Below are 13,004 nucleotides of genomic sequence, written 5' to 3'. Positions count from 1 at the left end.
GGCGCCTCAGCGCTTCTTCTTGGACGGCGTGCCGCCGCGCTTCTCGCGCACGACCTGCTGCTTGCTGCTGGCAGGCACCTTGGCCACGTTGGCGCCGCGCGGCGCCGACGCCTTGGAGGGTGCGCCGCCACGGCGCGGTGCCGCGGCCACCGTGTGCGACACGGGCCGCACGCCGGTGCCCACGCGCGCCGCGACCGACGCGCGGATGGGCAGGTACACCACCACGCTGTAGCCGCGCTTGAATGCGTGGTTCTGCTGCACGTCGTTCCACTCGGCCACGGCGGCGGGCTTGAGGTTGTAGCGGCGCGCGATGCTGGCGACGTTGTCCGAACGGCCGGCCTTCACCGTCGTGCGGCGCGTGACGATCTCGGGCTGGAAGGCCAGGTGGCCCTCGTCGGCCACCACGGCGGCCACGTCTTCCTTCACGCGCGCGCCGCGCGGCACGATCAGCGTGGAGCCGGCCTTGATGAGCATGCGCGGCGGCACGTTGTTCAGCGCGCGCAGGTCGTTCTCGCTCATGCCCGAGCGCTGAGCCGCGTCGGCCACCGTCATGGTGGTGGGAATGACCCAGGCCGTCCAGCTGGCGTACTGGCCTTGCGAGTAGGCGTCGAAGTTGCGCTGGAACACGGCCGCGTTGTCCCACGGCAGCAGGATCTGCGGCGTGCCCGCGGCAAGCAGCACCGGCTTGTGCGCGGCGGGGTTGAGCGCGCGGAAGTCTTCCAGGCGCACGTCGGCCAGCTTGGCGGCCAGTTCGACGTCGAGGTCGCGCGAGAGCGTGACGGTCTGGAAGTACGGGTGGTTGGCGATCACCGGCAGCTCGGTGTTGAACGCCTGGGGGTTGGCCACGATGTTCTTCACCGCCTGCAGCTTGGGCACGTACAGGCGTGTCTCGGCGGGCATGGTGAGGTCGCTGTAGGTGGTGGGCAGGCCCAGCCGCTGGTTCTTGGCGATGGCGCGGCTCACGCTGCCTTCGCCCCAGTTGTAGGCAGCCAGCGCGAGCTGCCAGTCGCCGAACATGCCGTAGAGCTTCTGCAGGTAGTCGAGCGCGGCGCGGGTGGAGGCGACCACGTCGCGGCGGTCGTCGCGGAAGATGTTCTGCTTCAGGTCGAAGTCGTTGCCGGTGGCCGGCATGAACTGCCACATGCCCGCGGCGCGCGCGCTGGACACGGCCTGCGGATTGAACGCGCTCTCGATGTAGGGCAGCAGCGCCAGCTCGGTCGGCATGTTGCGGCGCTCGAGTTCCTCGACGATGTGGAAGATGTACTTGTCCGAGCGCGCGGTCATGCGCTGGATGTAGTCGGGCCGGCTCGAATACCACTGCTCGCGGTCGCGCACCAGGTCGCTTTCGAGGTTGGGCATCTTGAAGCCGCGGCGAATGCGGTCCCACATGTCCACCGGCGGGGCGAGGGTGACGACGCTCGTCGAGCGGGCCTGGCCGTTGCCGAGCGGGCTGAGGGCGTCACGCGGGTAGACCGGTGCCGCGCTGCCGGCGACCTTGGCGCCGGTGCCGCCGGCCTGGGATGACGAAGAGGAGGAGCTGTTGGTGTTCGTGCCCGCGCAGCCCGCGAGCACCAGTGAACCTGCAAGGCAGGTGGCAGCGAAAAATTTCATCGGAAGTCGTTTTTCCATTGGCGCAGTGCGGCGAACACGTCGGCATCGGCTGCATCTGCAGCCAGCTCGGCGTGGGCACGCACCGCTCGAAGGACAGTGGCTTCGCGGCTGCGAAGAAAAGGGTTGACCTGGCGCTCGGTGGCCAGTTGCGATGGCAGCGTGGGCTGCCCCTGTGCGCGCAGGCTTTCGCAGCGCGCGTTGTACTGAGTCAGTTCGCCGTTACCGGGTTCCACCGCGAGGGCGAAACGCAGGTTAGCAAGTGTGTATTCGTGGGCGCAGCACACCCGCGTGTCGCCGGGCAGTGCGGCCAGCGCGTCGAGCGAAGCCAGCATCTGCGCGGGCGTGCCCTCGAAGAGCCGGCCGCAGCCGCCCGAGAACAGCGTGTCGCCGCAGAAAAGGAGCGGCGCCTGTGAAGGCGCCGCAGGAAGAAAGTAGGCGATGTGGCCGGCCGTGTGGCCCGGCACGTCGATCACCTGGAAGCGCATGCCCAGCACCTCGGCCACGTCGCCTTGCGCCAGCGGCGTGAACGGCTCGGGAATGCGCTCGCGCGCGGGGCCCCACACCGGCGCGCCGGTGGCCGCGTGCAATGCCGCCACGCCGCCGGTGTGATCGGCATGGTGGTGCGTGACTAGAATCGCGGCGAGCTGCAGCTTGTGGCGCGCCAGCGCGTCGAACACCGGTTGGGCATCGCCCGGATCCACCACGATGGCGTGGGACCCGTCGTGCAGCATCCAGATGTAGTTGTCGGCGAAGGCGGGCAGCGGAACAAGGGTCATGAGCGGTCAAATTATAGGTTTGCACGATTGGTTCGCGACCCCCCCGGGCCGCTACTTGCTGGCTTGGGAGCAGGCCCAGTTCGACCAGGCGGTGGCCGACGTGTTCGGCTATCACGCGCTGCAGCTGGGCGCGGCCGAGGTCGACGGCCTGCGCGCCAACCGCATGCCGCACCGCTGGCTGGCGCTGGACGACCCGGCGCGCGCCGGCAAGGCGACGCTGCTGGCCGACTTTGCCGCGCTGCCGTTCGCGGCCAACAGCCTCGACCTGGTGGTGCTGCCCCATGCGCTGGAACTCAGCCCCGACCCGCACGCCACGCTGCGCGAGGTCGAGCGGGTGCTGGTGCCCGAGGGCCGGGTGGTGATCTGCGGGCTCAACCCGACCAGCCTCTGGGGCATGCGGCAGCGCCGCGCGCACATCTACCGGCGCCTGGGCCTCGGCGACCTCTACCTGCCCGAGGGCGGCGAGTTCATCGGCTACTGGCGCATGCGCGACTGGCTGCGGCTGCTGAGCTTCGAGGTGGAGTCGGGCCGCTTCGGCATCTACCGGCCGGCCGTGCGCAGTGAGGCCTGGCTGGAGCGCGCGCGCTGGATGGACGCCGCCGGCGAGCGCTGGTGGCCGATCTTCGGTGCCGCCTACTTCCTGGTGGCGGTGAAGCGCGTGCGCGGCATGCGCATGCTGAGCGCCGACTGGCGGCGTGCCGGGGCCCGCGCCACGGCGCCGGTGCCCATTGCGGGCAAGGTGCACCGCAACGACGCCGGCAAGAACTGAAAGAACAAGAGCGCAACGAAAATGAACGAACGAATGAAGAAGGAAAAGCCAGTTTGACCGAAGTCGTGATCTACACCGATGGTGCGTGCAAGGGCAATCCCGGACCGGGCGGCTGGGGCGCGTGGCTCAAGTCCGGCGCCACCGAGAAGGACCTGTTCGGCGGTGAACTCAACACCACCAACAACCGCATGGAGCTGACCGCCGTCATCGAAGGCCTGGCCGCGCTCAAGCGGCCCTGCAAGGTGCTGCTGTACCTCGACAGCCAGTACGTGCGCAAGGGCATCACCGAATGGATCCGCGGCTGGAAGGCCAAGGGCTGGGTCACGGCCAGCAAGCAGCCGGTGAAGAACGTCGAGCTCTGGCAGCGGCTGGACAAGCTGGTGGCAGAGGGCGGCCACCAGATCGAATGGCGTTGGGTCAAGGGCCACTCGGGCGACCCGGGCAACGAGCGCGCCGACATGCTGGCCAACAAGGGCGTGGACAAGGCGCTCGGGCGGATCTGAACGAGGGTTGGCACGCTCCGCAAGGGGCATGAATGTTGCTAGAGTGTTTTAGGGCAACTGCGGGTATCCGCAGGCGCTCGGGGGCGGTTCCCGTCCCACGGCCACTCATTCGTTCGCAGCATGAACCTCGACTACTCCACCGATGCGGTCGACCCCAGCCAGCGCTTCGACTACTGGAGCGACGTGGTCTGCAGGCACTTCATTCCCGCCAAGAGCCTGGTGCCCGACCGCGAACATTTCAACGCCCGCTTCTCGGTGCGTTCGCTGGGCAGCCTCACGCTCGCCGAAATGTCGTCCCCGCGCCACCTGTGGGAGCGCGACGAACAGCACCTGCGCAGCGGCCCCAACGAAGACTTCATGCTCAACCTGATGGTGTCGGGGCACGGCGTGCTCTCGCAGTCGGGCCGGCGCGTGGTGCAGCGCAACGGCGACATCGTGCTGTACGACGCCGCGCGCCCCTTCACCTTCGACCTTGCGCCCGAATCGGCGCTGCTGGTGCGCATTCCGCGCCGGCAGTTGCTGTGCCGGGTGCCCGAGGCGCACCATCTCACGGCCATGCACCTGGCGGAAGGCCACCCCGTCGCCAGGCTGCTGGGCAGCATGATCCGCGAGGCCGCGGTGCTCGAACTGTCGGGGCGTGACGCCATGCAGGCCAGCATCGCGAGCTCGCTGCTCGACATGCTCTCGGCCACGCTGCAGGTGCAGGTAGCGGGCACCGACTCGGCGCGCTCCGCGCACGACGCGCTGTTCCAGAAAACGCGCGACTACATCGTGGCGCACCTGGACGACTGCGAACTCGACGTCGAGCAGATCGCCCGTGCGCACAACGTCTCGGCCCGCACGCTGGCGCGGGTGTTCGCGCAGCAGGGCACCACGCCCATCCAGTGGCTGTGGAAGCAGCGGCTCGAGGCCAGCCACCGCGCGTTGCTGGAAGGCCGTGTGCGGCAGGTCACGCAGGCAGCGTTCCAGTACGGCTTCAGCGACATGTCGCACTTCTGCCGGGTCTTCAAGAAAGCGTATGGCGTGACGCCGCAGACGCTGCTGCGCCGGCACTAGAAGCAAGCCGGTCGAGATCGCCATATCGCCATATCGCCGGACCGGGATAACGCGATGACGCGATAACGATGACGCGATAGCGTGGCTGGCGGTCCCAGCCCACCCGATTGGCTCTGGCAGCCAAGTCTTCCTTGCCGTTGCTCCCTATCGTGAAGCCAGCCCTTCACGCATGGAGACGACGATGCAAACCCCGCCCCCCACACGGCCTGTGGATGTCGCCGCGCTGGCCCGCTGCGCGGCCTTGGACCTGAGCGCCGAGCGCCTGGCCGCTGTCGAAGCGATCCTGTCCGCCTGGATTCCCGCGGCCAACGAGCTCAGCCGCAAGATGAGCGAGCCCGCGCACCAGTCGCTGCTGCCCGTTACCACGTTCACGCACGCGCATGAACAGCCCGAGGAGGGTGCATGAGCGACATCCTCGAACTCACGCTCTCGCAGGCCGCGCGCATGGTGCGGGAGCGCAAGCTGTCGCCGGTGGAGCTGGTCGAGGCCTCGCTGGCGCGCATCCGCGCGCACGACGGCGTGCTCAAGTCCTTCATCACCGTGTTCGAGGAGCAGGCGATGCAGGTGGCGCGCGCGGCCGAGTTGCTGTCCGGCGCGGGTCACGAGCTGGGTCCGCTGCAGGGCATTCCGATTGCGCTGAAAGACAACATCGCCGTGCGCGGCACGCGCACCACGGCGGGCAGCAAGGTGCTGTCCGATTGGCTGCCGGAGGCCGATGCCACCGTTGCGACGCGGCTGCGGCAGGCCGGTGCCGTGTTCATCGGCAAGACCAACATGCACGAGTTCGCCTGGGGCGGCACCTCGGCCAATCCGCACTATGGCGCGGTGCGCAACCCTTGGGACCCATCGCGCTTTCCCGCGGGCTCCAGCGGCGGCTCGGCCGTGGCGGTGGCGGCGCGTTTCTGCTTCGGTGCCGTCGGCACCGACACGGGCGGCTCCATCCGGCTGCCTTCGGCCGTCAACGGCATCGTGGGCCTGCGCCCCACCTATGGCCGTGTGAGCAACCACGGCGTGGTGCCGCTCGCCTGGAGCATGGACACGGTCGGCCCCATGACGCGCACCGTGGAAGACTGCGCGCTGATGTTCGGTGCCATCGCCGGCTTCGACGCGAAGGACGCCGGCAGCGCACAACGCGGCACCGATGACTGCCTGAGGGACATGGCCGGCGGCTGCAGGCATTTGCGCATCGGCGTGGTGCCGGGCTACTTCTTCGAGCACCTGCAGGCGCCGGTGCATGACGCGGTGAAGGAGGCGCTCGCCACCTTCGTCGACATGGGCGCTAGGCTGGTGGATGTCGACATCCGCAACATCCACGGCAACATCTCCGCGCAGCTCACCATCGAGTCGGCCGAGCCCAGCACCTACCACCAGCGCACCTTGCGCGAGCGGCCCGACGACTACGGCGACGACGTGCGCACGCTGCTGGAGGCCGGCGAGCTGCTGCTGGCCACGCAGTACCTGCAGGCGCAACGCTATCGCGCGCTGCTGCGCAATGAATTCCTGGAAGCATTTGGTCAGGTCGATGTGTTCATCTGCCCCTCGCTTCCTTTCGTGGCCACGCGGGTGGGCGAGACCCGCGTCGAGATCGAACCCGGCAAGCCCGAGGACATGCTCTCGGCCATCATGCAGTTCACCGGCGTGGCCAGCCTCACGGGCTTGCCTTCATTGAATGTGCCCTGCGGCTTCGACCCCTGCGGCCTGCCCATCGGCATGCAGATCATCGGACGGCCCTTTGCGGAAGCCACGCTGCTGCGTGCCGGCCACGCCTTCCAGCTTGCGACCGCTTTCCATCGACGCGCCCCTGTGCTTTGACGAAAGTCGCCGGCTGACAGAACCAGCACATCGCAATGGCGCTGTGAGCAAAGCGCCCCGGGCCTCGGGCCGATAACTTCGGTCACAGCTTCCAACGTCTTTCTTCCCCAACGACCGGAGTCCTCCCGCCATGTCGAACAACGATCTGCCCGATCTTCACTATCTCGAACTTCTTGAAGTCGGCCGCCTCATCCAGTCCCGCGAGCTGTCCTCGGTGGAGGTGACGAAGGCGCAATTCGCGCGCATCGACAAGGTCGACGGCGCGCTGAAGAGCTATGTGCGCGTGATGACCGATTCGGCCTTGGCCGAGGCCGCGCGCGCCGATGCAGAAATTGCCTCGGGCCAACTGCGCGGCCCGCTGCACGGCGTGCCGGTGGGCGTGAAGGACCTGTGCTGGACCGCGGGCGTGCCCACCGCCGCCGGCATGACGCTCTACCAGGACTTCGTGCCCGCCGAAGACGGCACCGTGGTGCGCAAGCTGCGCGAGGCCGGCGCGGTCATCCTCGGCAAGCTGCAGCTCACCGAGAGCGCGTATGCCGACCATCATCCCTCGGTGTCGCCACCGGTCAATCCGTGGAACGCGGCGCACTGGCCGGGCGTGTCGTCCAGCGGCTCGGGCGTGGCCACGGCGGCGGGGCTCTGCTATGGCTCGCTGGGCACCGACACGGGCGGCTCCATTCGCTTTCCGTCGGCCGCCAACGGCCTCACGGGCCTGAAGCCCACCTGGGGCCGCGTGAGCCGCTACGGCGCCTTCGAGCTGGCCGCCACGCTCGACCACATCGGCCCCATGACCCGCAGCGCGGCCGATGCGGGTGCAATGCTCGGCGCCATTGCCGGCGCCGACCCGAAAGACCCGACCGCCAGCCTGCTGCCCGTGCCCGACTACCTGGCCGGCATCGGCAAGGGCCTGGCCGGCCTGTGCGTGGGCATCGACACCCGTTGGACCACCGACGGCGTCGACGCGCCCACGCGCGCGGTGCTCGACGCGGCCATTGCAACGGTGAAGACGCTGGGCGGCGAGATCCGCGAGGTGAGCTTTCCCGACCCCACGCAGGCCATCGACGACTGGTTCCCGCTGTGCGGCATGGAGGCCGCCGTGGTGCACGAGAAGACCTACCCGTCGCGCAAGGACATGTACGGCCCCGCAGTGGCCGGCCTGGTCGAGCTGGGCCTGGCGCAACGCGGTGTCGACTACCAGAAGATCGTGCTGCGACGCCACGACTTCAGCGGCAAGGTGAGGGCGATGTTCGAGGGCATCGACCTGCTGCTGATTCCCGCCACCGGCATCGCCTCGCCCACCATGGCGCGCATGGCGCAGATGGGTGTGGATGCGGAGCTGATGGCCGCGATGCTGCGCTACACCTGCCCCTTCGACATGACCGGCAGCCCGACCCTCACGCTGCCCGGCGGCTTCACGCCCGCGGGCATGCCGGTGGCCTTCCAGTTCGTGGCGCGCCACTTCGACGAAGCCCTGCTGGTGCGTGCCGGCGCGGCCTTCCAGCAGGCGACCGACTGGCACCGCCGGCACCCGGCGCTCTGAAACCCCATTCTTCTTCTCATCACATCCCTCGAAAGCATCACCATGAAACTACGTCGCGCGCTTTTCTCCCTGGGTTGCACCGTGGCCCTGGCCACCTCCACCTTGGTCACATCCGCATGGGCGGCCGACCCGCTGAAGGTCGGCCTGATGGAAGACGTCTCGGGCGACCTCGCCTTCATGGGCAAGCCCAAGCTCAACGGCTCGCTGCTGGCCGTGGAAGAGATCAACAAGGCCGGCGGCATCATGGGCCGTCAGGTGGAGCTGATTCATCTCGACCCGCAGGGCGACAACGCGCGCTACCAGGAGTTCACGCGCCGCCTGCTGAGCAAGGACAAGGTCGACGTGCTCATCGGCGGCATCACCTCGGCTTCGCGCGAGGCCGTGCGCCCCATTGTCGACCGCACGCAGACGCCGTACTTCTATACCAACCAGTACGAAGGCGGCGTGTGCGACGCCAACATGATCAGCATGGGCGCGGTGCCCGAGCAGCAGTTCTCCACGCTCATTCCCTACATGGTCGAGAAGTTCGGCAAGAAGGTCTACGTGGTGGCGGCCGACTACAACTTCGGCCAGATCAGCGCCGAGTGGAACCGTTCGATACTGAAGGACATCGGCGGCACGGTGGTGGGCGAGGAGTTCATTCCGCTGGGTGTGTCGCAGTTCGCGCAGACCATCCAGAACATCCAGAAGGCCAAGCCCGACTGGCTGCTGATGCTCAACGTGGGCGCCGCGCAAGACTCCTTCTTCGAGCAGGCCGCGGCCGCCAAGCTGAACCTGCCCATGGGCTCGTCGGTGAAGGTGATGCTGGGCTTCGAGCACAAGCGCTTTGCGCCGCCCGCGCTCAACCGCATGCACGCCACGGCCAACTGGTTCGAGGAAATCGATTCGCCCGCGGCCACCGACTTCAAGAAGCGCTGGCACGCCAAGTTCCCCAGCGAACCGTACATCAACGACATGGGCTACAACGCCTACAACACGCTGTACATGTACAAGACCCTGGTGGAGAAGGCCAAGTCGACCAAGCTGGCCGATTTGCGCAAGGTGATCGCGGCGGGCGAGGCCTGCATCGACGCGGGAGAAGGCAAGGTCTGCATCGACCCCAAGAGCCAGCACGCCTCGCACCAGATGCGGCTGATCGCCGTGGACGACAAGCACAAGGTCAACGTGCTGAAAGACTACGGAACCATCCAGCCGTACTGGCTGGGCAAGATCGGTTGCGACCTGACGAAGAACAACGACAAGAAGCAGTACACGCCGTCCGACCTGCCCAAGAAGTCCTGACACCCGAGCGCCGAGGACCTTGCGGTGTTCGCCGAAATCTTCTCTTTCTTCTACCAGTTCGCGGACGTGTTCGCGTTCCTCATCCTGTCGGCCGCCGGCCTGGCGATCGTGTTCGGGATGATGGGCGTGATCAACATGGCGCACGGCGAGTTCATCATGTGCGGGGCCTACGTGACGGTGGGCCTGGTGCATGCGGGCTTTCCGCTGCCGCTCGCCCAGCTGTGCGGCACGCTGGCTGCCGGGCTCATCGGCGTGGTGCTGGAGTGGAGCCTGGTGCGCAAGCTCTACAAGCGCCCGCTCGACTCTTTGCTGGCCACCTGGGGCCTGAGCCTGATCGTCACGCAGGGCATGCTGCTCACGGTGGGCTCGTCGGTCACCGGCATCGGCACGCCCGAAGGCAGCTTCGTGGTGGGGGGCTACACCTTCTCCGTGTACCGCATGGTGCTGTTCGCGGCGGCCGTGGCGGTGCTGGGCGGCATCTACTTCATCTTCATGCGCACCCGCTTCGGCGTGCATGCGCGCGCAACGATGCAGAACGCCAGCATCGCGCAGGCCACCGGCGTGCGCACCGGGCGGGTGTATGCGCTGAGCTTCGGCATCGGCGCGGCGCTGGCCGGGCTGTGCGGCGCGCTCTATGCGCCCACCATGACGCTGATTCCCACCATGGGCGCGGCCTTTCTGGTGGAGAGCTTCGTCACGGTGGTGGTGGGCGGTGCCAACGTGCTGCTGGGCACGGCGCCGGCGGGTATTTTGCTGGCGGTGATCCGCACCGGGCTGAACGGCTGGGGTGGGCAGATCGTGGGGCAGATCGGCATGTTGCTGGCCGTGATCGTCGTCATTCGCATCCTGCCCGAAGGGGTGTCGGGCTGGCTGGCCCGGCGCACCCGCTGACCTCGTTGAAGTTGCCGAAGTTGTCGAAGTTCTTGAATTGACGGAGTCACCTCGCATGTTCCAACTCATCAACGGCCCGCAGACGCTCGGCACCACGCGCGTCTTCTGGCTTCCTTTTCTGGCGGTGCTGGCCGCGGTGCTGCTGTACCCGGCGTTCGCCGACGCCTACGACGTGGGCAACATGGCCTACCTGCTGACCTGGGTCTTCATGGCCATGGGCCTGTGCCTGGTGTGGGGCTACGGCGGCATGCTGTCGTTCGGGCAGACGCTGTTCTTCGGCATTGCGGGCTATGGGTACGGCGTGCTCGCCATCAACCTGGGCGGCGAGGCGGGCACGACCTTCCTGGCGCTGCTGGTGGCCTTGCTGCTCGCGGCGCTGGCCGCGGCGGTGCTGGGTTATTTCATGATCTGGGGGCGCGTGGGTGGTGTGTTCTTCGGCATCGTCACGCTGTCGGCCACGCTGGTGCTGGCCTTCTTCCTGGGGCAGACGGCGGGGCCTGAATGGCACATCGGCAGCGCGCGGCTCAACGGCTTCAACGGCATGAAGGACATGGCGCCGCTGAACGTGCCGTGGCTGGGCGGCGACACGCTGTACTTCGACGGCATGGCGCTCTACTACCTGGTGGTGGGGCTGATCCTGGTGGTTTACCTCGGCCTGCGCATGCTGTTGAACTCCCGTTTCGGCAACGTGATCGTCGCGGTGCGCGAAGACCCGCAGCGTGCCGAGCTGCTGGGCTACGACGTGCGCAAGTACCAGCTGGCGACCTTCGTCATCGGCTCGGCGCTGGCGGGCGTGAGCGGCGTGCTCTACACCTCGTGGGGGCAGTTCATCACGCCGGCGAGCATCGGCCTGCCAGCGGCGGCGATGCCCATCGTGTGGGTGGCGTTCTCGGGGCGCGGGGACATCACGGCCACGCTGGTGGGTTCGTTCCTGGTGCTGTGGGCGTTCCAGACGATCACGGTGTACAGCCAGCAAGCCGCGTTGCTGTTGATGGGCGCAATGCTGCTGTGCACGGTGATGGTGGCGCCGCAGGGGTTCGTCATCGGGGTGGTGCAGGCGGTGCGGCGGTTGTTCGCGCGGCGTGGCACCGGCGCGGCCGTTGCCGCGGCGCCGGTGCGTGAAGTGCCCGACGCGCAGGAGGTTCGCGCATGAGCCCCTTGCTGGAAACCCGTTCGCTGACCAAGCATTTCGGCGGCCACGCGGCGGTGTCCGATGTGGACCTGTCGGTGACGCAGGGCGAAATCCATTGCCTGATCGGCCCCAACGGCGCGGGCAAGAGCACGCTGTTCAAGCTGATCGTGGGCACGCACGAGGCCACCTCGGGCCATATCGCCTTCCAGGGCGCGGACGTGACGCGCCAGCGCCCGTTCCAGCGCGTGCAGCAGGGCATGAGCATCAAGATGCAGGCGCCCAGCGTGTTCAAGGAACTGCCGGTGCGCCAGAACATCCACATCGCGCTGCAGCACCACGTGGCCGGCCGAGCCGAACTGACGCGCGAGGAAGACCGTCTGCTGGCGCTGCTCGACCTCTCGGCCGATGCGAAGAAGCCGGCGGGCGAACTGGCGCACGGCCAGCAGCAGTGGCTGGAGATCGGCATGGCGCTTGCCCTCAAGCCGGTGCTGCTGCTGATGGACGAGCCCACGGCAGGCCTGTCGCCCGAAGAGACCTTCAAGACGGGAGAGCTCATCCAGAAGCTCAACGCCGAGGGCATGACGGTGCTGGTGGTGGAGCACGACATGGCCTTCATTCGCCAGATCGCGCAGCGCGTGACGGTGTTGCATTTCGGCAAGGTGTTCGCCGAAGGTTCCATTGGCGAGGTCATTGCCGATCCGCGGGTGGCTGAGATTTACCTTGGGAAAACGCATGACTGATTGGATGAGGCGCTGCTTTTCGAATTCGCTCGGTCGCTGTTCGGGGCGCGCTCACGCCGACGGGGTACCTTGCTCCGCGAATGTCCTGCGCCCTTCGGGCTCCCCCTTTATTTCGCTGCGCAAGGCACCCCCCGGAACAAAAGCACTGCAAACGCAAACAACGCAAGACGGAGCACTGACATGGTCCTGGAAGTGAAAGGCCTGCAGGCCAGCTACGGCGCCACGCCCATCCTGCAAGGCGTCGACCTGCAGGTCCGCAAAGGCGAGATCGTCAGCCTCATCGGACGCAACGGCGTCGGCAAGACAACCACCATGCGCTGCCTCATGGGCCTGCTGCGCACACGCGGCGGCACCGTGCGATTCCTGGGGCAGGACATCGCGACCTTGCCGAGCGATGCACGTGCGCGCTTGGGCATCGGCTACGTGCCACAAGGGCGCGAGGTGTTCGCCCGCATGACGGTGGCAGAGAACCTCATGGTCGGCGAACTCGTCGGCGGGCCGCAGGGCAAGAAACTGCCCGACCTCGTCTACCAGTACTTCCCGCGCCTGGCGGAACGTCGCAACCAGCTGGCCGGCACCATGTCGGGCGGAGAACAGCAACAGCTGGCCATCGGCCGCGCGCTCGTGGGCAACCCCGCGCTCATGCTGCTCGACGAGCCCTCCGAAGGTATCCAGCCCTCCATCGTGCAGCTCATCTGCGACGTGCTGCGCGCCATTCGCCGAGACCTGGGCACGACGATTCTTTTCGTCGAACAGAACCTGGACACCATCCTCGACGTCGGCGAACGCGCCTACGTGATGGAGAAGGGCCGTGTGGTGGGCCGCATCGAGGCGGGCCACATGAACGCGCAGACCGTGCGCAACCACCTGATGATCTGACAACGCAAGGGACA

13 protein-coding genes are annotated in these 13,004 nt (G+C 67.5%); 11 read left to right on the top strand and 2 right to left on the bottom strand.

Annotated elements, in window-relative coordinates:
* Positions 1–6: 6 nt before the first annotated feature.
* Together BM013_RS03425 and gloB are read right to left on the bottom strand one after the other, a co-directional pair.
* The gene (locus BM013_RS03425; protein WP_093122775.1) at positions 7–1,611 is read right to left on the bottom strand and encodes a transglycosylase SLT domain-containing protein; all 1,605 of its coding nucleotides are present in this window, start codon (positions 1,609–1,611) and stop codon (positions 7–9) included.
* Positions 1,608–2,387, bottom strand: a complete 780-nt coding sequence (gene gloB / locus BM013_RS03420; RefSeq protein WP_093122772.1) for a hydroxyacylglutathione hydrolase — start codon at positions 2,385–2,387, stop codon at positions 1,608–1,610. The genes BM013_RS03425 and gloB overlap by 4 nt, the downstream gene beginning before the upstream one ends.
* On the opposite strand from gloB, the gene BM013_RS03415 reads away from it, so the two are divergent.
* The 11 genes from BM013_RS03415 to BM013_RS03365 all read left to right on the top strand — a co-directional run bounded on the left by BM013_RS03415 (position 2,386) and on the right by BM013_RS03365 (position 12,990).
* Positions 2,386–3,156, top strand: coding sequence for a class I SAM-dependent methyltransferase (locus BM013_RS03415; protein WP_256219853.1), 771 nt, complete (start codon positions 2,386–2,388; stop codon positions 3,154–3,156). The genes gloB and BM013_RS03415 overlap by 2 nt on opposite strands.
* Positions 3,157–3,209: 53 nt before the next feature.
* On the top strand, positions 3,210–3,659 hold the full coding sequence (rnhA, locus tag BM013_RS03410) for a ribonuclease HI (protein ID WP_093122767.1): 450 nt from the start codon (positions 3,210–3,212) through the stop codon (positions 3,657–3,659).
* A gap of 120 nt (positions 3,660–3,779) precedes the next feature.
* Complete coding sequence (locus tag BM013_RS03405) at positions 3,780–4,715, top strand: helix-turn-helix domain-containing protein (RefSeq protein WP_093122765.1); 936 nt, start codon at positions 3,780–3,782, stop codon at positions 4,713–4,715.
* A gap of 181 nt (positions 4,716–4,896) precedes the next feature.
* Positions 4,897–5,121 carry a hypothetical protein gene (locus BM013_RS03400; RefSeq protein WP_143098225.1) on the top strand — a complete coding sequence of 75 codons (225 nt, stop codon included), beginning with the start codon at positions 4,897–4,899 and terminating at the stop codon, positions 5,119–5,121.
* Complete coding sequence (locus tag BM013_RS03395) at positions 5,118–6,527, top strand: amidase (protein WP_093122760.1); 1,410 nt, start codon at positions 5,118–5,120, stop codon at positions 6,525–6,527. The genes BM013_RS03400 and BM013_RS03395 overlap by 4 nt, the downstream gene beginning before the upstream one ends.
* A gap of 130 nt (positions 6,528–6,657) precedes the next feature.
* The gene (locus BM013_RS03390; protein WP_093122757.1) at positions 6,658–8,067 is read left to right on the top strand and encodes an amidase; all 1,410 of its coding nucleotides are present in this window, start codon (positions 6,658–6,660) and stop codon (positions 8,065–8,067) included.
* A 42-nt stretch (positions 8,068–8,109) separates the two neighbouring features.
* Positions 8,110–9,348 (top strand): urea ABC transporter substrate-binding protein, encoded by a 1,239-nt coding sequence (locus tag BM013_RS03385; RefSeq protein WP_093122755.1) that lies wholly within the window; start codon positions 8,110–8,112, stop codon positions 9,346–9,348.
* Positions 9,349–9,372: 24 nt separating this feature from the next.
* Positions 9,373–10,239: an ABC transporter permease subunit gene (locus tag BM013_RS03380; protein WP_093122752.1), complete on the top strand. Its 867-nt coding sequence runs from the start codon at positions 9,373–9,375 to the stop codon at positions 10,237–10,239.
* A gap of 55 nt (positions 10,240–10,294) precedes the next feature.
* On the top strand, positions 10,295–11,392 hold the full coding sequence (locus BM013_RS03375; RefSeq protein WP_093122750.1) for a branched-chain amino acid ABC transporter permease: 1,098 nt from the start codon (positions 10,295–10,297) through the stop codon (positions 11,390–11,392).
* Positions 11,389–12,111 carry an ABC transporter ATP-binding protein gene (locus BM013_RS03370; protein ID WP_093122747.1) on the top strand — a complete coding sequence of 241 codons (723 nt, stop codon included), beginning with the start codon at positions 11,389–11,391 and terminating at the stop codon, positions 12,109–12,111. Before BM013_RS03375 ends, BM013_RS03370 begins: the two co-directional genes overlap by 4 nt.
* A gap of 180 nt (positions 12,112–12,291) precedes the next feature.
* The gene (locus tag BM013_RS03365) at positions 12,292–12,990 is read left to right on the top strand and encodes an ABC transporter ATP-binding protein (protein ID WP_093122745.1); all 699 of its coding nucleotides are present in this window, start codon (positions 12,292–12,294) and stop codon (positions 12,988–12,990) included.
* Positions 12,991–13,004: the final 14 nt, after the last annotated feature.

The sequence above is a fragment of the Variovorax sp. OK605 genome (assembly GCF_900115445.1).
GTDB lineage: Bacteria > Pseudomonadota > Gammaproteobacteria > Burkholderiales > Burkholderiaceae_C > Variovorax.
This window is presented reverse-complemented; position numbering and strand designations above follow the sequence as displayed.